General features: G+C 71.1%; 20 protein-coding genes and 3 pseudogenes. 8 read left to right on the top strand and 15 right to left on the bottom strand.

What is annotated here, in order from left to right:
* Nucleotides 1–6 precede the first annotated feature (6 nt).
* From IE97_RS0136145 to IE97_RS0136075, 14 genes and pseudogenes are all read right to left on the bottom strand, one after another.
* A complete protein-coding gene (locus IE97_RS0136145; RefSeq protein WP_030250993.1) occupies nt 7–1,404 on the bottom strand; it encodes a glycosyltransferase 87 family protein in 1,398 nt (465 codons plus the stop codon).
* Nucleotides 1,401–2,816: pseudogene (gene mptB, locus IE97_RS0136140) on the bottom strand (polyprenol phosphomannose-dependent alpha 1,6 mannosyltransferase MptB); the annotation flags it as partial. The pseudogene mptB and the gene IE97_RS0136145, both read right to left, overlap by 4 nt.
* A gap of 202 nt (nt 2,817–3,018) precedes the next feature.
* Entirely contained in the window at nt 3,019–3,951 is a 933-nt protein-coding gene (locus tag IE97_RS0136135; protein ID WP_030250987.1) for a glutaminase, read from the bottom strand.
* A 123-nt stretch (nt 3,952–4,074) separates the two neighbouring features.
* Nucleotides 4,075–5,136 (bottom strand): annotated as a pseudogene (locus tag IE97_RS38970) (aspartate ammonia-lyase); the annotation flags it as partial.
* Nucleotides 5,137–5,269: 133 nt separating this feature from the next.
* The gene (locus IE97_RS0136125) at nt 5,270–6,286 is read right to left on the bottom strand and encodes an asparaginase (RefSeq protein WP_030250984.1); all 1,017 of its coding nucleotides are present in this window, start codon (nt 6,284–6,286) and stop codon (nt 5,270–5,272) included.
* A 32-nt stretch (nt 6,287–6,318) separates the two neighbouring features.
* Nucleotides 6,319–7,755, bottom strand: a complete 1,437-nt coding sequence (locus IE97_RS0136120) for an amino acid permease (RefSeq protein ID WP_030250981.1) — start codon at nt 7,753–7,755, stop codon at nt 6,319–6,321.
* Complete coding sequence (locus IE97_RS0136115) at nt 7,752–8,429, bottom strand: FadR/GntR family transcriptional regulator (RefSeq protein WP_030250978.1); 678 nt, start codon at nt 8,427–8,429, stop codon at nt 7,752–7,754. The genes IE97_RS0136120 and IE97_RS0136115 overlap by 4 nt, the downstream gene beginning before the upstream one ends.
* Nucleotides 8,430–8,604: 175 nt before the next feature.
* Nucleotides 8,605–9,441, bottom strand: coding sequence for an undecaprenyl-diphosphate phosphatase (locus IE97_RS0136110; protein WP_030250975.1), 837 nt, complete (start codon nt 9,439–9,441; stop codon nt 8,605–8,607).
* A gap of 84 nt (nt 9,442–9,525) precedes the next feature.
* The gene (gene crcB / locus IE97_RS0136105; RefSeq protein ID WP_030250971.1) at nt 9,526–9,873 is read right to left on the bottom strand and encodes a fluoride efflux transporter CrcB; all 348 of its coding nucleotides are present in this window, start codon (nt 9,871–9,873) and stop codon (nt 9,526–9,528) included.
* The gene (locus tag IE97_RS0136100; protein WP_030250967.1) at nt 9,870–10,250 is read right to left on the bottom strand and encodes a DUF190 domain-containing protein; all 381 of its coding nucleotides are present in this window, start codon (nt 10,248–10,250) and stop codon (nt 9,870–9,872) included. The genes crcB (IE97_RS0136105) and IE97_RS0136100 overlap by 4 nt, the downstream gene beginning before the upstream one ends.
* A complete protein-coding gene (gene crcB / locus IE97_RS0136095) occupies nt 10,247–10,705 on the bottom strand; it encodes a fluoride efflux transporter CrcB (protein WP_030250964.1) in 459 nt (152 codons plus the stop codon). The genes IE97_RS0136100 and crcB (IE97_RS0136095) overlap by 4 nt, the downstream gene beginning before the upstream one ends.
* 290 nt (nt 10,706–10,995) lie before the next feature.
* Entirely contained in the window at nt 10,996–11,253 is a 258-nt protein-coding gene (locus IE97_RS0136085; protein WP_030250961.1) for an ArsR/SmtB family transcription factor, read from the bottom strand.
* A gap of 207 nt (nt 11,254–11,460) precedes the next feature.
* Nucleotides 11,461–13,020, bottom strand: coding sequence for a glycoside hydrolase family 53 protein (locus IE97_RS0136080; protein ID WP_030250957.1), 1,560 nt, complete (start codon nt 13,018–13,020; stop codon nt 11,461–11,463).
* A 142-nt stretch (nt 13,021–13,162) separates the two neighbouring features.
* The gene (locus IE97_RS0136075) at nt 13,163–15,184 is read right to left on the bottom strand and encodes a beta-galactosidase (protein ID WP_030250954.1); all 2,022 of its coding nucleotides are present in this window, start codon (nt 15,182–15,184) and stop codon (nt 13,163–13,165) included.
* 184 nt (nt 15,185–15,368) lie between these two features.
* On the opposite strand from IE97_RS0136075, the gene IE97_RS0136070 reads away from it, so the two are divergent.
* The 5 genes from IE97_RS0136070 to IE97_RS0136050 all read left to right on the top strand — a co-directional run bounded on the left by IE97_RS0136070 (nt 15,369) and on the right by IE97_RS0136050 (nt 20,183).
* Nucleotides 15,369–16,688: an ABC transporter substrate-binding protein gene (locus IE97_RS0136070; protein ID WP_030250949.1), complete on the top strand. Its 1,320-nt coding sequence runs from the start codon at nt 15,369–15,371 to the stop codon at nt 16,686–16,688.
* Complete coding sequence (locus tag IE97_RS0136065; protein WP_030250946.1) at nt 16,685–17,611, top strand: carbohydrate ABC transporter permease; 927 nt, start codon at nt 16,685–16,687, stop codon at nt 17,609–17,611. The genes IE97_RS0136070 and IE97_RS0136065 overlap by 4 nt, the downstream gene beginning before the upstream one ends.
* Nucleotides 17,608–18,516: a carbohydrate ABC transporter permease gene (locus IE97_RS0136060; RefSeq protein WP_030250941.1), complete on the top strand. Its 909-nt coding sequence runs from the start codon at nt 17,608–17,610 to the stop codon at nt 18,514–18,516. Before IE97_RS0136065 ends, IE97_RS0136060 begins: the two co-directional genes overlap by 4 nt.
* Nucleotides 18,513–19,544, top strand: a complete 1,032-nt coding sequence (locus tag IE97_RS0136055; protein ID WP_030250938.1) for a LacI family DNA-binding transcriptional regulator — start codon at nt 18,513–18,515, stop codon at nt 19,542–19,544. Before IE97_RS0136060 ends, IE97_RS0136055 begins: the two co-directional genes overlap by 4 nt.
* Before the next feature lie 243 nt (nt 19,545–19,787).
* The gene (locus IE97_RS0136050) at nt 19,788–20,183 is read left to right on the top strand and encodes a MarR family winged helix-turn-helix transcriptional regulator (RefSeq protein ID WP_030250936.1); all 396 of its coding nucleotides are present in this window, start codon (nt 19,788–19,790) and stop codon (nt 20,181–20,183) included.
* 39 nt (nt 20,184–20,222) lie between these two features.
* Here IE97_RS0136050 and IE97_RS0136045 read toward each other — a convergent pair whose 3' ends face one another.
* Complete coding sequence (locus IE97_RS0136045) at nt 20,223–20,624, bottom strand: SseB family protein (RefSeq protein ID WP_030250933.1); 402 nt, start codon at nt 20,622–20,624, stop codon at nt 20,223–20,225.
* A 318-nt stretch (nt 20,625–20,942) separates the two neighbouring features.
* Here IE97_RS0136045 and IE97_RS38965 point away from each other — a divergent pair.
* The 3 genes and pseudogenes from IE97_RS38965 to IE97_RS0136030 all read left to right on the top strand — a co-directional run.
* Nucleotides 20,943–21,431 (top strand): annotated as a pseudogene (locus tag IE97_RS38965) (TetR/AcrR family transcriptional regulator C-terminal domain-containing protein); the annotation flags it as partial.
* A gap of 761 nt (nt 21,432–22,192) precedes the next feature.
* Complete coding sequence (locus tag IE97_RS0136035) at nt 22,193–23,590, top strand: alpha/beta hydrolase (protein ID WP_051705255.1); 1,398 nt, start codon at nt 22,193–22,195, stop codon at nt 23,588–23,590.
* The gene (locus IE97_RS0136030; protein WP_030250926.1) at nt 23,587–25,353 is read left to right on the top strand and encodes an FAD-dependent oxidoreductase; all 1,767 of its coding nucleotides are present in this window, start codon (nt 23,587–23,589) and stop codon (nt 25,351–25,353) included. The genes IE97_RS0136035 and IE97_RS0136030 overlap by 4 nt, the downstream gene beginning before the upstream one ends.
* Nucleotides 25,354–25,358 lie beyond the last annotated feature (5 nt).

Genomic DNA, 25,358 nt, shown 5'->3' with positions numbered 1-25,358 from the left:
GAACCCTCAGCAGGGCGGCGGATCGGCTGTGTACGAGGAGGCCCGCGCGCTGCTCGACTGGGGGTTCAGGGCCGGCGGACGCGTCGACGCGGTGGGTTCGCTCGACGCCTGGCGGCCTTCCCCGAGTCCGTCGGGGACAGCACCGGCGGCCGCAGCGGCCGCCGGTGCCGCCGTGCCCGAGGAACCCGACGACATCGGCTGGAGGGAGGCGGGGCTGATCGCCGGTGCCACCGGAGTGGGCGCCACGGTGCTGGTGCTGGTGCTGCGGCTGCCGGTCCGCCGGCCCCGGGGGAGCTGACCGGCCGGCAGCCACAGCAGCAGGCCCAGGGTGATCCAGGCATAGGTGTTGCTGCCCAGGAACCCGTCGGCTCCGGACGCGTCGTCGAACCACAGCCACACCACGCTGGTGCACAGCACCGCGTAGAGCGCGCCCGCGATCCGCGGGTGCCCGGTACGGAGCAGCACGGCGAAGGACGGCAGCAGCCACACGAGGTGGTGCACCCAGGTGATCGGGCTGACGAGGCAGGCGGCGAGGCCGGTCAGGGCGAACGCGGCCGTCCAGTCCTCCGCGACGACCGCCCGGCGGGCCCGCACCGCCCACACGGCACAGATCAGCGCGACCGCGGCCGCCCACACCGCCCGGTCCGGTTCGCCCAGGCGTGCCAGGATGCCCTGGACCGACTGGTTCGAGACGTAGCCGAGGCGGCCTACGCGGTCGGTGTCCCACAGCGCCTCGGTCCAGTAGAAGCGCGAGGCGTCGGGGTCCACCCAGGCCGCGACGCCGGTGGCCCCGAGGGCGACGGTCGTGGCGACCGCCGCCGCGCGCCATCGTCCGGCCACCAGCAGCAGACCGATGAACAGCGCCGGGGTGAGCTTGATCGCGGCCGCGAGTCCGATGCCGATGCCCGCCCAGCGGGTGCGCCCGGTGGCCAGCAACGTCGCGTCGGTGAGCACGAGAGCCAGCAGCAGCAGGTTCACCTGGCCGAAGCTGAAGGTGTCCCGGAGCGGTTCGAACAAGGCGAGCAGGCAGGCGGTCAGGGCCCACCCGTACCGGCCGTGGCGCCGCCAGGACGGCCCGGCGAGCAGGCGCAGGATCACCGCCAGGGCCGCCAGGTTGAGCAGCAGGGCGGCGGCGATGGCGGTGCGCAGGTCCAGCAGGGCCATGGGCAGCATGACGACCGCGGCGAACGGCGGGTAGGTGAAGCCGTAGGTCGTGCCGGGCACCCGGTAGTCGTAGATCCGGCCGCCGTGGTGGACCCAGCTGTCGATGCTTCCGTAGTAGACGCGCAGATCGAACCAGTCCCGCAGCAGGGGCACGGTCGCGGTGAAGGCGGTCACCACGGTGGCGAGGAGGAGCACCAGCAGCGTCCGGCCCCGGTCGGTGCGCGGCAGGCCCGGGATCATGCCGCGCGTCCCAGCGCCGGAGCGAGCTCGGCCTGGTGTGCCTGCCACAGCACGACGACCGCGAGTGCGCCGCCCGAGACGGCCAGCACGAGGTGCCCCGTGTCCGCCGGACCGCCGCCGGGCAGGACGAGGAGCGCGAGGACACCGGTCACGACCGCCGTCCGGTGGCGTACGGAGGTGCTGGGCGCGGCGGCGGCGATGAGGAACAGCCCCCACAGGGCGTACCAGGGACGGATCGCCGGGCCGAGGGCCGCCACCGCCGCGAGGCTCAGGCCGAGTGCGTACAACGGCCGGGGGCGCAGCCGGAGCCAGATCAGGACGACCGCGACGACGGCCGCCACGACCCCCAGGGCGTGCCAGGCGGGGATCGCCAGGGGCGCGAGATCGCTGCCGAGGTGTTCGAGCAGGGACCGGGTGGCACGGCCCAGCAGCGTGGTCAGGGCCCAGTTCTGAGGGGAGACGGGGGTGTTCAGGGCGGCTATCCAGCCGTAGCCGGTACCGGCCACGGCCGTGGCGGCGACGGTCGTCCCCGCCGCCGCGGCGGCGGTCGTCAGGACAGCACTCGCCGGGCCGCGCCCCGCGCGGACCTGGAGGACGACGACGGCGGCCAGCCCGAGCACGGCGGGCGCCTTGACCAGGGCCGCGAGCGTCACCAGGACCGCTCCGAGGACCGGCCACCGGCCGAGCGCCGCCACCAGTCCCGCGCCGAGCAGGCCCAGCATGACGGCGTCGTTGTGGGCGCCCGCGACCAGGTGCAGCAGGACGAGCGGGTTGAGGGCGCCCAGCCACAGCGCGGCGGACGGGTCGGCGCCGCTGCGGCGGGCGAGGCGAGGAAGTGCGGCCGCCATCAGGGCCACGCCGGCGAGCGCGACGAGCCGCATCCCGAACAGCCCCGCGGGCAGGTCACCACGCGTCACACCGGACAGCGCCGCCGCGACGGCGAGGAAGACCGGGCCGTACGGGGCGCCGGTGTGCCGCCAGAGCGGGGCGACCTCGTCGGCGAGCGGGCCGCCGAGCCGGGAGGGCCCGTGCGCGTACACGTCCAGGTGGGCCTCGACCATCGCCCCCTGTGCGAGATAGCTGTAGACGTCCCGGCTGAACAGCGGCGGGGCGACCAGCAGGGGGGCGGCCCAGACGGCCAGGACGGCCAGCAGGGCGCGGGGCGTGGGCGGCCTGGGTCCGCGGACCAGACGGCCCAGCAGGGCCCAGGCCGCGATCAGCAGGACGAGGCCGAAGTAGACACCGACCAGCCCGAGGGCGGCGCGTGCGGAGGCCGGGTGGAGGAGTTCCCGCACGGGCAGCGCTCCGGATGTCTCACCGCCCGCTGCGAGGAAGGCGGTGCCGGCCAGACCCAGTATCTGGCAGCGGCGGAGATCTACGAGGGGAGCCATGGCCAACACTCGGTCAGCCTCTCGATTCCGGGTGGCTGGAAGTTGACGCGGTTGGTGCCGGGAGGAAGCGGCGGTGTGACCGGCCGGTGATCAGCCGCGGTGCGTCAAGGGCTGCGTCCCGTCTGCCGGGTGCGGTGGTGCGCGGGGTGCGGGTGCGCGGTGGCTGGTCACGCGGTTCCCCGCGCCCCTGAAGGGGTGTGCCCAGCCACGTCGAAAGGTACGGTCAGAACACCGACAGGCCCGTCAGTGTCGTGAACCTGTCCAGGGCGGCCACGCCGGCCACCGAGTTGCCCCGTTCGTCCAGGCCCGGGCTCCACACGCACAGCGTGCAACGGCCGGGGACGACCGCGATGATGCCGCCGCCCACGCCGCTCTTGCCGGGCAGGCCGACCCGGTAGGCGAAGTCGCCCGCCGCGTCGTACGTCCCGCAGGTCAGCATGATCGCGTTGATCTGCTTGGCCTGGCTGCGGGTCAGCAGGCGGGTGCCGTCGGCGCGTATGCCGTGCCGGGCGAGGAAGGTCGTGGCCAGGGCGAGGTCGGCGCAGGACGCGGCGATCGAGCACTGCCGGAAGTACTGCTCGAGCAGGACCGGCACCGGGTTGTCGATGTTGCGGTAGGACGCCATGAAGTGGCCGAGCGCGGCGTTGCGGTCGCCGTGGGCGGACTCCGAGGCGGCGACCTCCTCGTCGAAGGTGAGCGCAGGGTTGCCGCTCTCCGCCCGCAGGAACTCGAGCAGTTCGCCCGACGCGTCACCGGTGCGGGTGTGGAGGCGGTCGGTGACGACGAGGGCGCCCGCGTTGATGAAGGGGTTGCGCGGGATGCCGTTCTCGTACTCCAGCTGGACCAGGGAGTTGAAGGGGTTGCCCGAGGGCTCGCGGCCGACGTGCTCCCACAGGGCGTCGCCCTCGCGGGCCAGCTCCAGGGCGAGGGTGAAGACCTTGGTGAGGGACTGCGCGGAGAACGGCTGCCGCCAGTCCCCCACGCCGTACACCGTGCCGTCCGGTTCGGCGACGGCCATGCCGAAGCTGCGCGGGTCGCGGGCGGCGAGCGCCGGGATGTAGTCGGCGGGCCGGCCGCGGCCGGGGGTCCGCTCGATCTCCTCGGCGATGCGCTCCAGGACCGGCTGGAAGGTCGTCGGCGACGTCATGATCAGCATTCTCCCCTCTGCCGGTCCCGGCGCACTCGCGTGCGTCAGGCCAGCGGGGCCGGGCCGCTGCCGGCCAGGACCTCGGGGTGGAGCAGGTCCGCGAGCCGGTCGGCGGGCAACAGGCCCTTCTCCCTCGGCGGCCATGGTGATGGTGACGTCGTTGCCGATCACCTCGAAGGCGACCTGGTTGACGACCTCCGGGATCACCGGGTTGACCTTGCCGGGCATGATCGACGAACCCGCCTGCACCGGCGGCAGGTTGATCTCGCCGAGCCCGGCCCGCGGACCGGAGGAGAGCAGCCGCAGGTCGTTGCAGCTCTTGGAGAGCTTGACCGCGATGCGCTTGAGCACCCCGGACATCTGGACGAAGGCGCCGCAGTCCTGGGTCGCCTCCACCAGGTTGGCCGCCGTCACGAGGGGCAGGCCGGTGATGGCCGCGAGGTGGCGGCGGGCCGCCTCGGCGTATCCGGCGGGGGCGTTGAGGCCGGTGCCGATGGCCGTGGCGCCCAGGTTGATCTCGTGGATCAGCTCGACGGCCTCGGCGAGACGGGCGCGGTCCTCGTCGATCATGACGGCGTACGCGGAGAACTCCTGACCGAGCGTCATCGGCACCGCGTCCTGCAACTGGGTACGGCCCATCTTGAGCACGTCGTGGAACTCGACCGCCTTGCGGGCGAAGGCGTCCTGGAGCACGGACATCGCCTCGAGCAGTCCACGGACCGCGAAGACCGTCGCGATCTTGACGGCGGTCGGATAGACGTCGTTGGTGGACTGGCCGAGGTTGACGTCCTCGTTCGGGTGGAGGTGCTGGTACTCGCCCTTGGCGTGACCCAGCAGTTCCAGCGCCCGGTTCGCCACGACCTCGTTGGCGTTCATGTTGGTGGAGGTGCCGGCGCCGCCCTGGACGACGTCGACCACGAACTGGTCGTGCAGCTCCCCGTCGCGGATCTCCCGGCAGGCCTCGACGATGGCGGCGGCCTTCTTCGGGTCCAGCAGGCCGAGTTCCTCGTTGGCGAGCGCGGCCGCCTCCTTGACGGCGGCCAGCGCGTCGATGAGGTGCGGGTAGGCGGAGATGGGCGTGCCCGTGATCGGGAAGTTCTCCGTGGCCCGCAGGGTGTGCACGCCCCAGTACGCGTCGGCGGGAACGTCACGGTCACCGAGCAGGTCGTGTTCGGAGCGGGTGGGGGCGGTCATGAGCGGAAGGGTCCCTTTTCTAAGCAATGAGGGTGGATGTACGCCCTCAAGGGGCGCGGGGAACTGCGCGATCAGCCACGGACGGCCCGCAGCCCGACGACGGACCACGGCCCCGCCCCTGGCGGGTGGGGCCCTAGACGCGAGCCGAGGACGACATCGGATCCAGCGCACGCACCGGCCGCACGCATCCCACGGGCTCCCCACCCCCGAGCAGCGGTTCACCCGCGAACTCGGTGAGCAGTTCCGGGTCGACGCCCGCCCGGGCCAACGCGGCGGCGGTCACCGGCACCCGCGCCCGGTTCGCCCCATCCGCGATCTTCACCGCAACGGCCCGCCCATCGGCCAGCGCAGCGACCTGCACTCCCTCGAAGCCGTCCTTGGTGAGCAGCCCGGGCACGGCCCGCATCAGCGCCGCGACGTCCCGGCCGGAGCCGGAGGCCATCTCGGCGTGTTCGCGCATCGCGTCGGCGACGCGGGCCTCGGGCGTGCCCGGTGCCGCGGTGGTGATCCGGGCGGTGGCGCGGGCCAGGCCGTGCAGGGAGATGGAGAACAGGGGCGCGCCGCAGCCGTCGACGGTCACCCCGGCGACGCGCTGCCCGGTGAGGTCCTCGAGGATCTCGGCGATGGCCTGCTGGAGCGGGTGGCCCGGGTCGAGGTAGTCCTCCAGCGACCAGCCGTTGAGCATGCAGGTGTAGAGCATGGCCGCGTGCTTGCCGGAGCAGTTCTGGGCGAGCCGTGAGGGCAGCCGGCCCTCACGCACCCAGGCGTCCCGGACGACCGGGTCGAACGGCATGTCCGGGACGTTGCGCAGATGGCCCTCGGTGAGCCCGGCGAGGTCGAGGATGCGCCGGGCTCCGGCGAGGTGGCGTTCCTCGCCGGAGTGGCTGGCCCCGGTCAGCGACAGCAGCTCGCCGTCGAGCGGGAGCCCGGCCCGCGCCATGGCCGCGGCCTGCACGGGCTTGAGCGCGGAGCGCGGGTAGAAGGCGGCCTCGATGTCTCCGATCTGGAGCTGGACCTCTCCGTCGGCTCCGAGGACGACGACGGAGCCGTAGTGGATGCCTTCGACGATTCCGCCGCGTATGAGGTGGGCGACGGGGGCGTGGACGGGTTCACGGACAAGGGGTGCGTCCGCGAGGGAACTGCTGAACATCACTGCCTGCTTCTCGGGGAGCGGCGCGTTCGTCACGCGTCGGCTCCGGTGGTGGACTTGCGTGCGATACGGCCGCGGATGGCGAACCAGCCGGCGACCAGTGCCCCGACGATCAGCGGCAGGCACAGCACGGTGGTGCGTCCCGCGCCGCCGTCGGCGTACATGAGGACCAGGACGGAGGCGAGGAACGCCAGCGTCACGATCTCGGTCCAGGGGGAGCCCGGCAGCCGGTAGCCCGGGCGGGTCAGCTCGCCCTTCTGGGTCTTCTGCCAGAAGAGGAGGTGACAGACCATGATCATGCCCCAGGTGGCGAGGATGCCGATCGCGGCGAAGTTCAGCACGATCTCGAACGCCTCGGCGGGCACGACGAAGTTGAGGCCGACACCCAGCACGCAGACGCCGCTGGTGAGCAGGATGCCGCCGTACGGGACCTGGCTGCGGCTCATCACGGAGGTGAACTTCGGTGCGGAGCCGGACATGGCCATGGAGCGCAGGATGCGGCCGGTGGAGTAGAGGCCGGAGTTGAGGGAGGACATCGCGGCGGTGAGGACGACCAGGTTCATCACTCCGCCGGCCGCGGGGACGCCGATGTTGGACAGCACCGTGACGAAGGGGCTCTCCCCCGCCGTGTACTTGTTCCACGGCAGCAGCATCGACAGCAGGACGACGGAGCCGACGTAGAACAGGCCCACCCGCCACATGATGGAGTTGATCGCCTTCGGCATGATCTTCTCGGGGTTCTCGGTCTCACCGGCGGCGACGCCGACCAGCTCGACGGAGGCGTAGGCGAAGACGACGCCCTGGATGATCAGCAGCATGGGCAGCAGGCCGTGCGGGAAGACGCCGCCGTTGTCGCTGATCAGGGACGGGCCCGGGTTGTGGCCGTCGACGGGGTGCTGGGTGACCAGCAGGAAGATGCCGATGCACATGAAGACGACGAGCGCGCCTACCTTGATGATCGCGAACCAGAACTCCAGCTCGCCGAAGATCTTCACCGAGATCAGGTTCACGGTGAGCACCACGGCGAGTGCGATCAGCGCGATCACCCACTGCGGTATGTCGGAGAACATGCCCCAGTAGTGGGTGTAGGTGGCGACGGCGGTGATGTCGGCGATGCCGGTGGTCGCCCAGTTGAGGAAGTACATCCAGCCCGCGGTGTAGGCGCCCTTCTCCCCCATGAACTCGCGGGCGTACGACACGAAGGCACCGGACGAGGGCCGGTACAGGACGAGCTCGCCGAGGGCACGCACGACGAGGAAGGCGAAGACGCCGCAGACCGCGTAGGCGACGAAGAGGGACGGGCCGGCGTCGGCGAGACGACCGCCGGCGCCGAGGAACAGGCCGGTGCCGATGGCGCCGCCGATGGCGATCATGTTGACGTGCCGGGACTTGAGGGACTTGCTGTAGCCCGCGTCGCCGGCGTCGACGTGCGCCGGTTTCCGTACGGCTTCCTGGAGTGACTCGCTCACGCCTCGGGTCCGCCTTCCGTGGAACTGTCCGTGCGTGGGGGACGCACGATGTCGGTGAGGGTGGTTTCGACGCGGTCGAGGTGGTGGGACATGGCCTCCACCGCGTCGTGTTCGGAACCGTCGGTCAGCGCCTCGACGATGGCCCGGTGCTCCCGGTTGGACTGCTCGCGTCGGCCGCCCAGCTCGTTGAGGAAGGCCGACTGGCGGGCCAGCGCGTCCCGGATCTCCTCGATGACCCGGCGGAAGACCGGGTTCTGGGCGGCCTCCGCCACGGCGAGATGGAACAGCGTGTCCATGGCGACCCACGCGGTGGTGTCCGTCTCCCGTTCCATGCGGTCCAGCAGGTGGGTGAGATGGTCGAGGTTCTCCGGAGTGCGGCGACGGGCCGCGTACCCGGCGACGGGGATCTCGACGTGGCGGCGCACCTCCAGCAGGTCGCTGGCCGAGTAGTCGCCGAAGGTGGGGTCCTCCACCGTGTTGGCGACGACGAAGGTGCCCTTGCCGGTCCGGGACACGGTCAGCCCCATGGTCTGCAGCGCCCGCAGCGCCTCGCGCAGCACCGGCCGGGACACCTCGAGGGTGCGGCACAGCTCCGCCTCGGAGGGGAGCTTGTCGCCGATGGCGTAGTCGCCGCGTTCGATGGCGCCGCGCAGGTATTCCAGCACCGCTTCCATGGCGCTGACGCGACGCACAGGCTGTCCGGCTGTCCGGCTGTCTGACAGGTTCACGGTGGTGATCCTGCGGGCCGCGGGAGGCACCTGTCAAGAGCTCGTAAGGAATCATTCAGGGGGCCGGAAGTCTGCGTTCAGGCGCCCGGCCCCTTGATCCGTACAGGGCCCGCCAGGGCGGTCAACTCTGGATCACGCCCGTCCCGAGCAGGCCGAACAGCAGCACTCCCACGGCGATCCGGTAGATCACGAAGGCGTTGAAGGAGTGCTTGGCCACGAACTTCAGCAGCCAGGCGATGGAGCCGTAGGCCACCACGAAGGACACGGTCGTGCCGACGGCGAGCGGGGCCGCGCCCACGCCGGTGCCCAGGGCGTCCTTGAGTTCGTAGAGGCCGGCGCCGGTCAGGGCGGGGATCCCGAGGAAGAAGGAGAGCCGGGTGGCGGCGACGCGGTCCAGGTCGAGCATGAGGGCGGTGGACATGGTGGCGCCGGAGCGGGAGAAGCCCGGGAAGAGCAGGGCGAGGATCTGGGAGCTTCCGACCAGCATCGCGTCCTTGAACGAGGTGTCGTCCTCGCCGCGCTTGTGCCGGCCCATCCGGTCCGCCGCCCACATCACCCCGCTGCCCGCGATCAGCGAGCCGGCCACCACCCACAGCGAGGCGAGCGGGCCCTGGATGAGCGGCTTGGCGGCGAGTCCGACGAGGACGATCGGGACAGTCGCGTAGATGACCCACCAGGCGAACTTGTAGTCGTGGCGGTACCGCTGCTCACGGTCCCGCAGGCCCCTCCCCCAGGCGGAGACGATCCGCACGATGTCCTTGAAGAAGTACACGAGCACCGCGGCGATCGCGCCGACCTGGATGACGGCCGAGAACCCGACCACGGCGTGGTCGTCGACGGGGATGCCCATCAGCCCCTCGGCGATCTTCAGATGGCCGGTGGAGGAGACGGGCAGGAACTCGGTCACCCCCTCGACGGCTCCGAGGACGACGGCCTGACCGACGTTGATGACGCTCATGGGATCCCGTTCTGTGCGGGGCGTACGGCAGCGGAGAGGACCGTCTTACTACACGCCGGCGAGAACGGAGCTCATGGACGCGCGTCACATACGGACCAGCGCCGCCCCTGCGAACGCCGCGGCGAGACCGGCCGCCACGCTCGACACGACGTTGACGGCGGCCTGGAGACGCGCCCCGGTCTCCGCCAGTCGCAGCGTCTCGTAGGAGAACGTCGAGTACGTCGTCAGAGCCCCGCACAGACCGGTACCGAGCAGCAGCTGGAGCTGACCGGCCGCTCCGGTGAGCAGGCCGAGGATCAGGCAGCCGGTGACGTTCACCGTGAAGGTGCCCCAGGGGAAAACCGAGTCGTGCCGGGACTGCACCGCCCGGTCGGTGAGGTAGCGGAGCGGGGCGCCGACCATCGCGCCGCCGACGACCAGCAGCCAGTTCACGACGACTCCTTACCCCTCGTGTCCGTTGCGCCAGGAATGCCCCCGCGTCCGACGTACCGGATGACCTCGCAGTCCTCGAGGGTCACCAGCCCCTCGGTGACGATGTCGTCGAGCTGCGACAGGAAGGCGCGGACGCGTGGCTCCGTGTCGACGATCACCACCGCGACCGGCAGATCCTCGCTCAGGGACAGCAACCGCGTGGTGTGGATCAGGGAGGAGGCGCCGAAGCCCTCGATGCCGCGGAAGACGCTGGCGCCCGCGAGACCCGCCGCGTGGGCCCGGTGGACGATCTCCGAGTACAGGGGCTTGTGACGCCAGGTGTCGTTCTCGCCGACGAAAACGGTCAGGCGCAGAGCCCTGCCGGTCAGCCTCGTCATGGCTGCCTCCGTTTCACGACGCGGCGGGCCGCTCCCGCCGCGAGCCACACCGCCGTGAGGGCCGCGAGCGGGGTCGCCGCGAGGTAGGCCAGACCGGTCGCGACATGACCACCGTTCATCAGCTTCTGGATGTCGACGGCGTACGTCGAGAAGGTGGTGAAGCCGCCTAGGACGCCGGTGCCGAAGAAGGGGCGGAGGAGCGGGTGGACGGCCCTGATCTCGGTGACGAGCACCATGAACACGCCGATCACGGCGCACCCGGCGACGTTCACCCAGAGAGTCGTCCAGGGAAAGCCTCCCGCGGGCGCGGGCCACCCCAGGGAGGCCGCGTACCGGGCGGCGGCCCCCGCTCCCCCGCCGATGGCCACGACGGCGACGACGGGCGCCTGGGCACGCCGGCTGGGCGAACGCCGGGCGAGCGCCGGAACGCGGAGGCCCTCTTCAGGGAGTGTCATGGTGGTGCGTCTCCTACTCGCCGGGGCCCGGGGTCGTACGGGCGCGTGCCGTCGCAAGTAGGGACCGTTGGCGGCGTCCTTGCCGCGGTTCGGGTACGGCGGGCCCCACCGCCGTGCCGCGACAGATGCTCGCGGCCTGGTTCAGATTAACGCCTGGGACAGAGCGGGGTCACTTCGGGGCAGGTGGCTCGCAGACCGCCACACCCCGCTCCCAGAGGCCGCCCAGCACCAGGTGGCCGGCCGCCTCGCAGACACTGGTGACCATGGGGGGACCCGGACCGCGGGCGTGCCTACCAGTCCTTTTCAAACATCCGCGCGACCTCGGCGATGCGCACCTCGTCGCGGTGGTAGTGCACGCGGCCCTCCGACCGGCTGGTGCGGAGCATGCCGGTGGCCTCGAGCAGCCGGAGGTGGGTGACGGCGGCCGGGCGGGGTAACGAGAACCTCTCGGCGACGGCGTCCGCGGTGACGCCTCGGGTGGCGGGTCCGGGCTCTTTCATCCAGGCCAGGATGCGCAGCCGCGTCTCGTCGGTGGGAGTCCTCAGCATGCCGTACCCCTGCCTCGCGGCTCTCGTCCTCATGACCGCGTCTTCCCACTGTCTCGCAGTCGGCGCCGCCGCGCCGGGCACTCCGCATCCTTGACCGATACCGAACCGCCGTGCGCCGGGGAGGGATTCGGCCCGTCCGGTGTGCTGCGTGCGGGAACGGGAGAGAGACCGGCCGCGGGTGTGCGGCCGGTCCCTCTCCCCCTCGGGTCAGCGGTGGCGGAACCAGGACGTCGACGACAGCGCCCGGTCGTCGTAGCCGAACAGCGCCTGGTTCTCCCAGGCGTTGCCGGAGGACGCGTCGGTCGGGTCCCAGCCGTTGCCGCCGACGGCGGTCCAGGTCGCCTCCCAGTAGAAGACGCCGAGGCCGCGGCCGCCCGGTACGGCCTCCACGATGCTCGCCACGTCGTTCATCCAGCGGGCCTGGCCGGCCACGCTCGCCGGGTAGCCGGGGACCAGTTCGCCGCCGGTGTCGATGATGTTCTCGTGGGAGTCCTCGCTGTCCAGGCGGAACGGGTAGGCGGTCTCGGCGACGAAGACCGGCTTGCCGTAGCGGGAGGCCGCGTCGTCGAGGGTGGTCTGGAAGTCGGCCAGGGTGCCGTGCCAGTAGCCGTAGTAGGACAGGCCGATGGCGTCGAACCTCACGCCGTGGGCGCGTGCGTTGTCGAACCACCAGCGGGTGCTGTCCAGGTCACCGCCCTCGGCGAGGTGCAGGGCGACCGTGGTGGACGAGTCGACCGCCTTGACCGCGTCGTAGCCGGAGCCCAGCAGGCCGGCCAGCTGGGGCCAGTTGGAGGTGGATCCCTCGTTCCACAGCATGCCGCCGTTGATCTCGTTGCCGACCTGGACCATGTCGGCGGTGGTGCCCTGGGCCTTCAGGGAGTTCAGCACGTCGTACGTGTGGTTGTACACGTCCGTCCTGAGCTGACCGTAGGAGTGCCCGGCCCAGGCGGCGGGCTTGTCCTGGCGGCCCGGGTCGGCCCAGAAGTCCGAGTAGTGGAAGTCGACCAGCAGTTTCATGCCCTGCGCCTTGACCCGCTGGGCCAGGGCCAGGACGCGGGCCTTGTCGTTGTAGCCGTCGGCCGGGTTCACCCAGACCTTGAGGCGCGCGTAGTTCATGCCGGACGACTTGAGGATCGCCAGGGCGTCGCCGGCCGTGCCGGAGCCGTTGCGGTAGACGCCGCCCCTGGCCTCGCTCTTGGCCAGCGACGAGACGTCGGCGCCCTTAATCGACGTGCCGGACGTGCCCGGTGTGAAGGTCAGGTCGTCGACGTTGATCCAGTTGCCGGCGTTGGCGTCACTGTTGATGCTGATGGTGCACTGGTTGGCGGTCACGTCGACCGGCACGACGATCCGGATCCACCCGGTCGCAGACACCGGCAGGTCGGTGCGCTGTTCGGTGCCGCCGCAGTTCTTCAGCGCTATGTAGGCGGACTTCTGCCCGCCGCCGGAGCGCACCCGGGCGGTGAGCCTGTATCTGCCGTTGGTGAGTCCGGAGAGGTACTGGTAGGTCTCCGCCTTGTAGGCGGTGGAGGCCCAGTGGCTCAGGCGGTAGCCGCCCGTGTGGCCGCCGGACTCGGTGAACGAGGCGCCGGTGTCGCCGTACTCGGACCAGCCGGCGGGGGTGGCCGCGCCGGAGCCGTCGGCCTCGAAGCCGCCGTTGGTGAGGGTGCTCGCGCCGTGGGCGGTCTGGGCGGGCAGGGCGGTGAGGGCGAGTCCGGCGGCGAGCGGAAGCAGCAGGGCTCTGAGTGTGCGTCTGGGATGGAACATCGTCGTCCGTCGTCCCTTCGACGTGGGGTGTGGGGGTGCCCCTCGCCGGGAGGGGGGTGAGGGGCCCCTCCGCCCGCGGCTCGTGGCTCGCGCGGGCGGAGGGAGTCGGTTCAGCCGTCCAGTCGGTCGCCGTCGGGCCGGTTCAGCCGTCGAGCCGGACGACCCGGACGGCTCCGGCCGGGACGGCCAGCCGGCCCGCGGCGCGTTCACCGGTCAGCAGCTCGGTGCCGGGGGTCTCCAGCGGCACCTTGGTGTCCGATCCGGTGTGGTTGACGGCGAACAGGTAGGTGCCCGAGTCGCCGGTGCGGCGCACCACTTCGACGTCCCGGGGCAGATCGGCGGGCGGGGTGAGCCGCGCGTCCTCGATCGCCTGGCCGAGCAGGGTGTCCAGGCCGTCGGCGCCGAACCGGGTGGAGAGGTACCAGGCGGTGCCCTCGCCCAGGCGGTTCCGGGTGACGGCGGGCCGGCCGGCGGTCAGGCCGTCGGCGTACGTCAGGACGGTCTCGGCGCCGCGCGGCACCACGAATTCCGTCCATACGTCGGCGCCCAGTTCACTTCCGTCGGGGCCGGTGACGCGCACCCGTTCACCGGACAGCAGCGGTGAGAACTCCTCGACGGTGAGGCCGAGGACGTCCCGCAGCGGGCCGGGGTGGGCGCCCTCGTGGACGGCGTCGTGCTGGTCGACGATGCCGGAGAAGTACGAGACGACCAGCGTGCCGCCGCTCTCCACGTACGCCCGCAGGTTGTTCCCGGCCGCCCGCGTCATCAGGTACAGGGCCGGTACGACGACAAGGGGATACCTCGACAAGTCGGCTTCCGGGTGGGCGAAGTCGACGGTGAGGTGCCGGTCGTAGAGGGCCTCGTAAAAGGCGTCGGCGCGCTCGCGGGCGTCGTGGTCCTCGCTGGGTCGCCAGTCCAGGTTCTGCGCCCACCAGGAGTGCCAGTCCCACAGCATGGCGACGTCGGCCTCGGTACGGGTGCCGCGCACGGCGCTCAACGACTCCATGGCCGTGCCGAGTTCGAGGACCTCGCGCCACACTCGGGTGTCGGTACCGCCGTGCGGGACCATCGCCGAGTGGAACTTCTCGGCGCCGCGCCGGGACTGGCGCCACTGGAAGAACAGGGCACCCTCGGAACCGCGCGCCACATGGGTGAGGGAGTTGCGGGCCATCTGGCCGGGGGCCTTGGCGGGGTTGCGGGGCTGCCAGTTGACGCCCGAGGTGGAGTGTTCGAGCAGCAGCCAGGGGGCGCCGCCCGCGACGGAGCGGGTGAGGTCCGCGGCCATGGCGAGGTTGACGTGGGTACGGCGGCCGTCCGTGATCAGGTAGTGGTCGTTGGTGACGATGTCGACCTCGCGGCCCCAGGCCCAGTAGTCGACGGAGTCGCACTGGCTCAGGGCCGTCATGAAGTTGGTGGTGACCGGGACGCCCGGTGAGAGGCGGTGCAGGATGTCCCGCTCGCTACGGAAGTTCTCGCGCATGGTGGCGTCGGCGAACCGCTTGTAGTCCAGCGCCTGGCCCGGGTTGACGGCCGTCGGGGTGAGCCGGGGCGGGTTGATCTGCTCGAAGTCCGTGTAGTGCTGGCCCCAGAAGGCCGTGCCCCAGGCGTCGTTGAGGGCGTCGACCGTGCCGTAGGCCGTCGCGAGCCAGCGGCGGAAGTGCGCGGCGCAGGAGTCGCAGTAGCAGGCCGAGACGGGGACGCCGTACTCGTTGTGCACGTGCCACATCGCCAGGGCCGGGTGGTCGCCGTAGCGCTCGGCGAGCTTGGTGGTGATGGCGGCAGCGGCCGTGCGGTAGTCGGCGTTGCTGTGGCAGATGGCGGCGCGGGAGCCGAACTCGTGGCGCGTGCCCTCGGCCGTGACGGGCAGGGCCTCGGGGTGGGCGCGGTAGAACCACACCGGCGGGCAGACGGTGGGCGTGGCGAGGTCGACGCGGACGCCGTGCTCGTGCAGCAGGTCCAGGATCCGGTCGAGCCAGCCGAAGTCGTACCTCCCGGGCGAGGGCTCCAGCAGCGCCCAGGAGAAGATCCCGACGCTCACCAGGGTGACGCCGGCCTCCCGCATCAGCCGGACGTCCTCCTGCCGGACGCTCTCCGGCCACTGCTCAGGGTTGTAGTCCCCGCCGAAGGCGAGCCTGGTGAGGCCCCTGGGGGTGGTCTCCGGCATGGATGGTCTCCCGGTCGGTCGATCAAATGGGAACGTGCACACACAGCAATGCAGCGCGGAGCCCAACATAACCGCACAGCAACAACCATTGACAAGTGTCCGGGATGTTTCTCTACTGTGAACGCTCACAGAAGCATGGCAGGTCCCCGCAACAGGCGAGGACCCCAGGTCAGGGGAGAGATCCATGCCGTACACGAAGCGCCGACGCCTCGTGAGATCCGCCGTCGCCCTGGTGCTCGGCACCACCGCCCTCGCCGCCTGCGGCACGGAGTCCGGAGACGGTGGGGCCGGGTCCGGCCCGGTCTCACTGACGTACTGGACCTGGACGCCCGGCATGGACAAGGTCGTGGATCTGTGGAACAAGGGGGCGGGCAAGAAGGAGCAGATCACCGTCACGGCGAAGAAGCAGGCCTCCGGCGACACGCTTGTCACCAAGATCCTCACCGCGCACAAGGCCGGCAAGGCCCCCGACCTGGTGCAGGCGGAGTACCAGGCGCTGCCCACGCTGGTCAGCAACGACGCCCTCGCGGACATATCGGAGAACGTGGGCGACGCGAAGGGCAGCTTCGCCGACGGCGTCTGGCAGCAGACGACCCTCGGGACGGACGCCGTCTACGCGGTCCCGCAGGACATCGGACCCATGATGTTCTACTACCGCGAAGACCTGTTCAAGCAGTACGGCCTGTCGGTACCGACGACCTGGGACGAGTTCGCCGAGACCGCCCGCAAGCTCAAGAAGGCGGCCCCCGACAAGGACCTCACCACCTTCTCCGCCAACGACTCCGGGCTCTTCGCGGGCCTCGCCCAGCAGGCCGGCGCGAAGTGGTGGACGACCTCCGGCGACCGGTGGAAGGTCTCCATCGACGACGCCGCGACCCAGAAGGTCGCGAAGTTCTGGGGCGGCCTGGTCGAGGAGGGCGCCATCGACAACCAGCCCATGTACACCCCCTCCTGGAACAAGGCGCTCAACACCGGCAAGCAGATCGCCTGGGTCAGCGCCGTGTGGGCACCGGGCACGCTCACCACCGCCGCTCCCGACACCAAGGGCAAGTGGGCCATGGCACCGCTCCCCCAGTGGTCGGCGAGCGAGAACCGCACCGGCAGCTGGGGCGGCTCCTCCACCGCCGTCACCACGGACTCCGATCACCAGGAGGCCGCCGCGAAGTTCGCCGCCTGGCTGAACACCGACAGCAAGGCCCTGAACGCGCTGGCCAGGGAGAGCGGCATCTACCCAGCCGCCAAGAACGCCCAGCTCAGCGGCGCCTTCCTCAAGCCGCCGGCCTACTTCTCGAACCAGGCGGACTTCTACGCCAAGGCCGCCGACATCGCCGAGACCACCGCGCCCTCGGCCTGGGGCCCGAACGTGAACGTCGCCTACACCAGCTTCAAGGACGCCTTCGGCGCCGCCGCCAAGAACAAGTCGGACTTCGGCGCCGCCTTGAAGAAAATGCAGGACGACACCGTCGCCGACATGAAGAAGCAGGGCTTCGAGGTCGCTCGGTGAAAAGCACGGCACGCCGGAAGTCGTACGGAGTGAAGGGTGCCCCCTACGCCTTCCTCCTCCCCGCGACGATCCTGTTCGCGCTGTTCTTCGCGCTGCCCATCGGCTACGCGGTCTGGCTCAGCTTCCACAAGGTGAAGGTGTCCGGGCTCGGACTCGGCTCCGGCGCCCGCAAGGAGGTCTGGGCCGGTCTGGAGAACTACACCGACGCCCTGACCGACAGCGAGCTCGTGCACGGGGCCCTGCGCGTGCTGGGCTACGGCTGCATCGTGGTCCCGGTGATGCTGGGCCTTGCCCTGCTGTTCGCGCTGATGCTCGACTCCGAGAAGGTACGGTTCGCTCCGCTCACCCGCCTCGCGATCTTCCTGCCGTACGCCATCCCCGGGGTGGTGGCGGCGCTGCTGTGGGGCTTTCTGTACCTGCCGGACGTCAGCCCCTTCTACTTCGTGCTCGACAGGCTGGGGCTGCCGCAGCCGGACCTGCTGGACGGTGGGCCGCTCTACCTGGCGCTGTCGAACATCGCCGTGTGGGGCGGCACCGGCTTCAACATGATCGTCATCTACACCTCGCTCCAGGCGATCCCGGCCGAGGTGTACGAGGCGGCGAAGCTGGACGGCGCGACCCCGCTGCAGATCGCCCTGCGGATCAAGATCCCGATGGTGGCGCCCTCGCTGGTGCTGACCTTCTTCTTCTCGATCATCGCCACCATCCAGGTGTTCAACGAGCCGACCACCCTCAAGCCCCTCACCAACTCCGTGTCCACCACGTGGAGTCCGCTGATGAAGGTGCACCGGGACGCGTTCGGCGACGGCGACACCTACAGCGCCGCGGCACAGGCCGTGATCATCGCGATCGCCACCCTGCTGCTCTCCTTCGGCTTCCTGCGAGCCGCGAACCGACGTCAGAAGCAGGAGGCCGCCCGATGAGCTCCCTCGCCGTCCCCCAGACCGAACCGGTGGCGGGCAGCGCGCCCGGCGCCGCCCAGGGGCGCCCGCCGCTCCGCCGCCGGACCGCCCTGATCCCCACGGTCACCCTGCTCCTGGGGGCGCTCTACTGCCTGCTGCCGGTGGCCTGGGTGGTCATCGCGGCCACCAAATCCGGCCGGGAGCTGTTCTCCACGTTCACCTTCCTGCCGGGCACGGGCTTCGCCGACAACATCCGCGACCTGAGCGCCTACCGCGACGGCGTCTACTGGGAGTGGATGGGCAACTCCGCCCTGCACGCCGGGCTGGGCGCCCTGCTGTCGGCCTGTGTCTCGGCCCTCAGCGGCTACGCGCTGGCGACCTACCGTTTCCGGGGCCGCGAGACGCTCTTCAGCGTGCTGCTCGCGGGTGTGCTGATGCCGCCGGTGATCCTGGCCGTCCCCCAGTACCTGCTGCTGGCGAAGGCCGACCTCACGGACTCGTACCTGGCGGTCCTGTTGCCGCAGATCCTCTCGCCGTACGGCGTCTACCTCGCGCGCATCTACGCCGCCGCGGCCGTGCCCACCGACGTGGTGGAGGCAGGACGGATGGACGGGGCCGGCGAGTGGCGGATCTTCACCCGGATCGCGCTGCCGATGATGATCCCCGGCATGGTGACGGTGTTCCTGTTCCAGTTCGTGGCGATCTGGAACAACTTCCTGCTGCCGTACATCATGCTCAGCGACGACGAGAAGTTCCCCATCACGCTGGGGCTGTTCACGTTGCTCGAGCAGGGCGCCAACGCCCCGGCGCTGTACACGCTGGTGATCACGGGCGCGTTCCTCGCGGTGCTCCCGCTGGTCGCTCTCTTCCTGCTCATCCAGCGGTTCTGGAGTCTGGATCTGCTCTCCGGAGCCGTAAAGTCATGACCATGAACGCTGCGGGGGGCAGGCGCAGACCGCCCACGATCCATGACGTGGCGCGCGAGGCGGGGGTCTCACGCGGCACCGTCTCGCGCGTGCTCAACGGCGGCCACTACGTCAGCCCGGCCGCCCAGGAAGCGGTCAACGCGGCCATCCGCAGGACGGGGTACGTCGTCAACCGGCACGCCCGCTCCCTGATCACCGGTCGGTCCGACTCGATCGGCTTCCTGCTCACGGAACCGCAGGAGCGGTTCTTCGAGGACCCCAACTTCAACGTGCTGCTGCGCGGCTGCACCCAGGCGCTCGCCGCGCACGACATCCCGCTGCTGCTGATGCTGGCGGGCACCGAGGACGAACGGCGGCGCATCACGCGGTACATCACCGCCGGGCACGTGGACGGGGTGCTGCTGGTCTCCAGCCACTCCGGCGACCCGGTCGCCGAGCGGTTGCGCACGGCCGGCGTACCGCTGGTGGCGTGCGGGAAGCCGATCGGACTCGGCTCGAAGGTCAGCTATGTGGCCGCCGACGATCGTGACGGCGCCCGCGACATGGTGCGTCACCTGCTGTCGCTCGGGCGGCACCGGGTGGGCATGGTCACCGGTCCGCTGGACACGCCCGGCGGTGTCGAGCGCTTGGCCGGCTACAAGGAGGTCCTGGCGGACGCGGGCCTGGAGTTCGACGAGCGCCTCGTCGTCTCCGGCGACTACAGCCGGGCCAGCGGTGAGGCGGGTGCCGAGCGGCTGCTGGAGCGGGCCCCGGACATGGACGCGGTGTTCGTCGCCTCGGACCTCATGGCGCAGGGCGTGCTGGCGGCCCTGCAGCGGGCGGGGCGGCGGGTGCCGCAGGATGTGGCGGTCGGCGGCTTCGACGACTCCCCCGCCGCCGTGGCGTCCAGCCCGGAGCTCACGACGATCCGGCAGCCCTGGGACCGCATCAGCGCCGAGATGGTCCGGGTGCTGCTCGCGCAGATCGGGGGCGACGATCCGGCGGCGGTGATCTTGCCGACGGAGCTGGTGAAGCGGGAGTCGACGTAGGGACGGTGCGTGGCTGAGCCGGGGCCCGGCCCGCTCAGCCACACCGGAACTGCGGCCGGCCCGTTCACGCGGGCTCCGCCCACCTCGCCCACGTCGGCCCAACGCGCCCCGCACACACGCCCCGGGAACCGGCGTGCCGCGGAACAGTCGGCAGCCGGCGTGCATCGGGTTCCCTCTGCCGTGCGGCGGGCTCCCGGTCCCCACTCCATGCACAGTCATCGAACAGCGGTGTACGGTTCGGACATGGCGGCTGAAAAGGCTGGTGCGCGGCTCGAGGAACGCTGGCGGGACATCCTGTCGGCGCACGCCCGCACGATGTGCGAGATCGACCGGGCGCTGCATCCGCACGGCCTGGGCGCGTCGGACTTCGAGGTCCTGGACATACTCGCGACCGCGGCGCCCGGGGAGGGCGAGCAGTGCCGGGTGCAGAACCTGGTGGGGCGGGTGCATCTCAGTCAGAGCGCGCTGTCGCGGCTCATCGCCCGGCTGGAGAAGGACGGGCTGGTGACACGTTCGGTGTGTGTGGAGGACCGGCGCGGCGTGTGGGTCTCCCTGACGTCGAAGGGCCGTGATCTGCACGCCGAGGTGCTGCCGCTGCAGCGGGCCGCACTGGCCCGGACGCTGGGCGAGGGCGCATAGCCCGCCCGGCGTCCGGCCCTGGCTCCGGCCTGTCCGGTCCTACGGGCGTGCCAGCAGGGTGCGGACTCCCTCCGAGGTGAGCGTCAGGCGGTGTTCCGAGCTGCCGTCGATGGTGAGCGACAGGTCGTCGGCCGGCCACTGGGCGGCGAGGGCGCCGAGCGGCACCAGGCGGTAGCGGGATACGAACGGCAGCAGCCCGGCCATCTCCACCTCGGAGGTGAACACGGGCACCACCGGCTCGCCGCCCGGCTGCTCCAGCACTGGCAGCGCCACCGCCGAGGTGTTGGCCGCGTCGGCGTCGTTCGCGTCGTCGGGCACGGGGATGAGCACGTCGCTGTTGGCGAGCGCGTCCAGAGCCGCCGCGTCCTCCGTGTTCTCGGCGAGGACGTCCAGAGCCCGCTGGGCGGGTGTGGGCGTGGGGTCGTTTGCGGGTGTCTCCATGGCAGATTCCCTGATAGCGGCGGTCGTGCGGCCCGCCCGGGACAAGATCCGCCCCGGGCGCGGTCCTGCTCGCGTACCCGATCGGGCCCCGGGCAATCCTGCTGGATCTTGGAGGTTCGGAGGATGTGCGGAGAGTTCCAGGGGATCAGCGGGACGTGACCGGAGGGGCGGCCGGGACGGTCGGGGCGAGGCGGTTGTCCCAGGGCGGGTATCGAGTTGTGATCATTGGGTGGTCCGCGTCAGGTCCAGGCCGTCCAGCAGGGCCCTGAAGACCCCGGCGTTACGCCACTGCCGGGTCCGTCCGTTGCACTCGCGTGGGCCGCGCTGGTCGCCCATGTCGTGGACCGCATGTTCGGCGCCGTGGAACTGAAGGGCGACTAACTCCTCGCGATGGGCTGGCAGCAAGCGCTGCGGACGGTCGCGCACACCATGTTCGAGGCCCTGGCCCGGCACCGGAACGCGGCGCGCCTGATGGTCGAAGAGATTCCTCTGGGGCCGAACGCCATGGCGCTGCGGGAGCACTGTGTCGCGGCGCTGCTCGACAGCGGTTTCCCGCCGCGACTGGCCGCGCACGCCTTTGCCACCCTCTCCCGCTACGTCCTCGGATTCGCCATACAGGTCAACGGTCATGGCGGCGGGCAACTCGACGACGCGCAACCGTCCGCCGTCTTTCAGAGCGTCGAGCCAGCCTTGTTCCCGGCAACGGTCACCGTCGCCGAGTCGATGCCCGTTCCGATCGAGGACGAGTTCTCCTTCGGCCTCGAACTCCTTCTCAGCGGGCTTGCCCACCTGCGCGACGACGCCTGACCAGCCAGGACGATGCGAACCTGAGGCTGCCCACCTACGGAGTCATCTCGGTCGGCATGGAGCGTCGCCACAGCTGCTGGTGCTGAGCGCCTGATCTCGTGCGGTCGGCGGTTCGTCAGCGGAAGGCGAAGTGCTCGGCGTGGAGATGCCGGCGGGGGACGCCCTGGCGATGCAGGGCGCGAGTGAGGTTTTCGATCATGGAGGCGGGGCGACAGCTGGGTTCCGTAGCCGCGGCGTCCCGCTCGCCGCGATGTCTGGACACCGAGGTCGCGAAGGCGGTGTTGGCAGCGTGCGGCGTCGCCGGTCGTGCCGAGCCCGGTGAATCCGCGCGGCGTCGGCCAGGTGCGCCGCCGCGTCTTCGGTAGACGAGCAGGTCAAGGCCTCACCCCGGCATTCGGCGGCCTTGGCGACCTCGTTGGGACGGCCGATGTCCTGCCACCTGTGGTACACCTCGGCGAAGTGCTCGGCGGCCCGCGCCGGGCTCGGTGGCGCGGAGCAACACACCTCGGGCCAGCGCGGTTCGGCCGAGGCGGCCTGCGCGTCGCGGTCGCACAGGTCCGACTCGGCCTCCGCCACGAGTCGTTCGACCAACGCGTGGTGCCCACAGGCCAGTCGCGGCCTCGGCCGCGACTGGGACGAGGTCCATGGTCCGAGTCCAGGACCTGAGTCCTCGCAACAGCCAAGGCCCCGGAGTCCGCGCCCATCATCGGGCTCGGGTCTCCAGACCGGATCGACTCGGTCGACCTGGACGCCGCGAGTTTGTGGAGTCGTCCTTCGACGTCGTGCGCGCCAAGCGACGAGTCGGCACCGGCAGCTTCCACCTGACCGGCCTGTCCGATCACGACCCGCAGCTGCCGGTCGTCGAGCATCTGGAGGCCGCGCTCTACACCGACGCCCTGGTCACCCTCGCCGCCACGCGCACCTTCCCGGTGAAGCAGCCGCCCTCGGGGACGCTGATGAGCGCCATGCATCACGGCGTCCCCAACCGGCATTGGACCGCCCCTGAGCCGGTCACCAATAGTGCTGGGCATGGGCGCAGACGCCGTGACGGAGGTTCGCCGATGACCATCTCCCCATCACCCGGAACCGCCGAGCCGGCCCGTGCCGCCTCGCCGTTGACGATCAGCGAGCAAGGCGCGTTCTGGGTCGGTGTCGGGCGCAAGCCGACCGAGGCCGGGACCGCCGCCGAGGCCGCGATGTACGTCCAGTACCAGATCCCGGCCGATCTCCGGCATCCGCTGCCCGTGGTGATGGTCCACGGGGGCGGCGGCCAGGGCACGGACTACCTGTCGACGCCGGACGGGCGCCCCGGCTGGGCCACCCGGTTCCTCCAGGCCGGTTACGCCGTGTACGTGGTCGACCGTCCAGGTCACGGGCGCTCCCCGTACCACCCCGATGTCCTCGGGCCCATCGAGGGCGCGGCGCCGACGTACGAGTTCATCCGCTGGCTGTTCTGCGACGGGGCGGGACGACCTGGCAGCCAGTGGCCCGGCAGCGGCGAGATCGGCGACGACTCCGCGCTGGACCAGTTGATGGCGAGCCAGGGCCCGACGCTGCCCACCTTCGCCGAGAACGAGGAGCAGATGCGGCGCTGCGGGGCCGAGTTGCTGGACCGTATCGGACCGGCCGTGCTGATCACCCACTCCATGGGGGCGCCGTTCGGCTGGCTGGTCGCCGATGCCCGGCCCGGGCTGGTGAAGGCCGTCGTCTCCATCGAGCCGATCGGGCCGCCGTTCATCGAACTGCCCGGCCTCGGAAAGCTGGAGTGGGGGCTCACCGCGGCCCCGATCACTTACGAGCCGCCGGCGCGGACCCCGGAGGAACTGCGCCTCCGGCTGCGCGAGGCCGGGGGCGACGGGCTGCAGGACTGCCTCGTCCAGGACGAACAGGCCGGCCCCGTGCGATCCCTGCCAGGGCTCCAGGGCTTCCCGATCGCCGTGGTCGCGGCCGACACCTCGCCGTTCGCGCCGTTCCAGCACGGTGTCGCCGACTACCTCGCCCAGGCCGGTGCGGACGCCGAGTTGCTGCGCCTGGCGGACCTGGGGCTCACGGGCAACGGTCACCTGCCCATGGGCGAGAAGAACTCCGACGACGTGGCCGAGGCACTGATGACCTGGCTGAACAAGCGACTGGCCGATGTGGAGGAAACGTCCCGATGACAACCGTGCCGACCGTGCCGACCGTCGAGACCGATGTGCTCATCGTGGGAAGCGGGCCCGCGGGAGCGAGCGCCGCACTGGCGCTGAGCACCTATGGCGTGCCGAACGTCATGGTCACCCGCTACTCACGCCTCGCGGACACGCCCCGGGCGCACATCACCAACCAGCGCACCATGGAAGTGCTGCGTGACCTGGGTGTCGACGAGGATGTGATCGCCCAGGCCACCCCGCAGCACCTGATGGGCAACACCGTCTTCTGCACCGCCATCGCGGGCGAGGAGCTCGGCCGGCTGAGGTCCTGGGGCAACGAACCGCTCGTGCAGGCCGCGCACGAGCTGGCGAGCCCCACCCGCATGTGCGACATGCCGCAGCACCTGATGGAACCGGTGCTCGTGAACGCGGCCATAGCGCGCGGAAGCCAACTGCGGTTCGGCACCGAGTATTTGTCGCACGAGCAGGACGCCTACGGCGTGACCGCCGTGGTCCGCGATCGGCTGCGCGGCGACACGTACACCATCCGCGCCAAGTACCTGATCGGCGCGGACGGCGGCCGCAGCAAGGTGGCCGAGGACGCCGGACTGCCGATGGGCGGCCAGATGGGCGTGGCCGGCAGCATCAACATCGTCTTCGACGCGGACCTCAGCACATACGTGGCGCACCGACCGGCCACCCTCTACTGGGTGCTGGCGCCCGGCGCGACCGTGGGCGGCATCGGAGCCGGCCTGGTGCGCTGCGTACGGACGTGGAACGAGTGGCTGATCGTGTGGGGCTACGACGTCGACGCCGGGCCGCCGGACCTCACCGAGGAGTACGCCCTGTCCGTCGTCCGCAAGCTGATCGGCGACGACGAGATCCCGGTGACCGTCAAGTCGTCCTCCGCGTGGACGGTCAACGAGATGTACGCCGAGACGTACTCCAGCGGCCGGGTGTTCTGCGCGGGCGACGCCTGCCACCGGCACCCACCGTCCAACGGGCTGGGCTCCAACACCTCCATCCAGGACTCCTACAACCTGGCGTGGAAGCTGAAGCTCGTCCTGGACGGCACCGCGTCCCCGTCCCTGCTGGACACCTACAGTGACGAGCGGGCACCGGTCGGCAAGCAGGTCGTCACCCGGGCCAACCAGTCCATCGGTGAGACGGCACCCGTCTTCGAGGCGCTCGGCGGCCTGGCGCCGCAGACCCCCGAGCAGCTGTGGCGGAACATCGCCGCCCGCAAGGACGCCACTGCGGAGGCCGAGGAGCAGCGGGCGCGGCTGCGGGAGGCGATCGCCTGCAAGGCATACGAGTTCAACGCCCACGGCGTGGACCTCAACCAGCGCTACACCTCCGCCGCGATCGTCCCGGACGGCACCGAGGACCCCGGCTTCGCACGCGACCCCGAGCTGCACTTCCAGCCGAGCACCCGCCCCGGCGCCAAGCTCCCGCACGCCTGGCTCTCCGCGGGCACCCGCAATCTGTCCACCCTGGACCTGGGCGGGAACGGCCGGTTCACCCTGATCACCGGCATCGGCGGCGAGCCCTGGACGGAGGCCGCCCGCATCCTCGGCAAGGAGTTCGGCCTGGAGATCGCCACGGCAGTCATCGGCCCCGGCCAGGAGTACGAGGACCCGTACGGGGACTGGGCCCGGCTGCGGGAGATCGGCGACTCGGGCGCGCTGCTGGTGCGGCCGGACAACCACGTGGCCTTCCGCCGCCAGGACGCCACCGGTGACGTCACGGCCGCACTGCGGGACGCGCTGCGGCAGATCCTCGGGCGGGGCTGAGCGGC

Source organism: Streptomyces sp. NRRL S-455 (genome assembly GCF_000717875.1).
Taxonomy (GTDB): domain Bacteria; phylum Actinomycetota; class Actinomycetes; order Streptomycetales; family Streptomycetaceae; genus Streptomyces.
This window is presented reverse-complemented; position numbering and strand designations above follow the sequence as displayed.

Excerpts from the sequence above, each read along its gene's own strand:
- IE97_RS0136145 (WP_030250993.1), bottom strand. The coding sequence starts at position 1,404 with ATGATCCCGGGCCTGCCGCGCACCGACCGGGGCCGGACGCTGCTGGTG.
- IE97_RS0136135 (WP_030250987.1), bottom strand. The coding sequence starts at position 3,951 with ATGCTGATCATGACGTCGCCGACGACCTTCCAGCCGGTCCTGGAGCGC.
- IE97_RS0136125 (WP_030250984.1), bottom strand. The coding sequence starts at position 6,286 with ATGTTCAGCAGTTCCCTCGCGGACGCACCCCTTGTCCGTGAACCCGTC.
- IE97_RS0136115 (WP_030250978.1), bottom strand. The coding sequence starts at position 8,429 with ATGGAAGCGGTGCTGGAATACCTGCGCGGCGCCATCGAACGCGGCGAC.
- IE97_RS0136110 (WP_030250975.1), bottom strand. The coding sequence starts at position 9,441 with ATGAGCGTCATCAACGTCGGTCAGGCCGTCGTCCTCGGAGCCGTCGAG.
- IE97_RS0136100 (WP_030250967.1), bottom strand. The coding sequence starts at position 10,250 with ATGACGAGGCTGACCGGCAGGGCTCTGCGCCTGACCGTTTTCGTCGGC.
- crcB (WP_030250964.1), bottom strand. The coding sequence starts at position 10,705 with ATGACACTCCCTGAAGAGGGCCTCCGCGTTCCGGCGCTCGCCCGGCGT.
- IE97_RS0136085 (WP_030250961.1), bottom strand. The coding sequence starts at position 11,253 with ATGCTGAGGACTCCCACCGACGAGACGCGGCTGCGCATCCTGGCCTGG.
- IE97_RS0136080 (WP_030250957.1), bottom strand. The coding sequence starts at position 13,020 with ATGTTCCATCCCAGACGCACACTCAGAGCCCTGCTGCTTCCGCTCGCC.
- IE97_RS0136075 (WP_030250954.1), bottom strand. The coding sequence starts at position 15,184 with ATGCCGGAGACCACCCCCAGGGGCCTCACCAGGCTCGCCTTCGGCGGG.
- IE97_RS0136070 (WP_030250949.1), top strand. The coding sequence starts at position 15,369 with ATGCCGTACACGAAGCGCCGACGCCTCGTGAGATCCGCCGTCGCCCTG.
- IE97_RS0136060 (WP_030250941.1), top strand. The coding sequence starts at position 17,608 with ATGAGCTCCCTCGCCGTCCCCCAGACCGAACCGGTGGCGGGCAGCGCG.
- IE97_RS0136055 (WP_030250938.1), top strand. The coding sequence starts at position 18,513 with ATGACCATGAACGCTGCGGGGGGCAGGCGCAGACCGCCCACGATCCAT.
- IE97_RS0136050 (WP_030250936.1), top strand. The coding sequence starts at position 19,788 with ATGGCGGCTGAAAAGGCTGGTGCGCGGCTCGAGGAACGCTGGCGGGAC.
- IE97_RS0136045 (WP_030250933.1), bottom strand. The coding sequence starts at position 20,624 with ATGGAGACACCCGCAAACGACCCCACGCCCACACCCGCCCAGCGGGCT.
- IE97_RS0136030 (WP_030250926.1), top strand. The coding sequence starts at position 23,587 with ATGACAACCGTGCCGACCGTGCCGACCGTCGAGACCGATGTGCTCATC.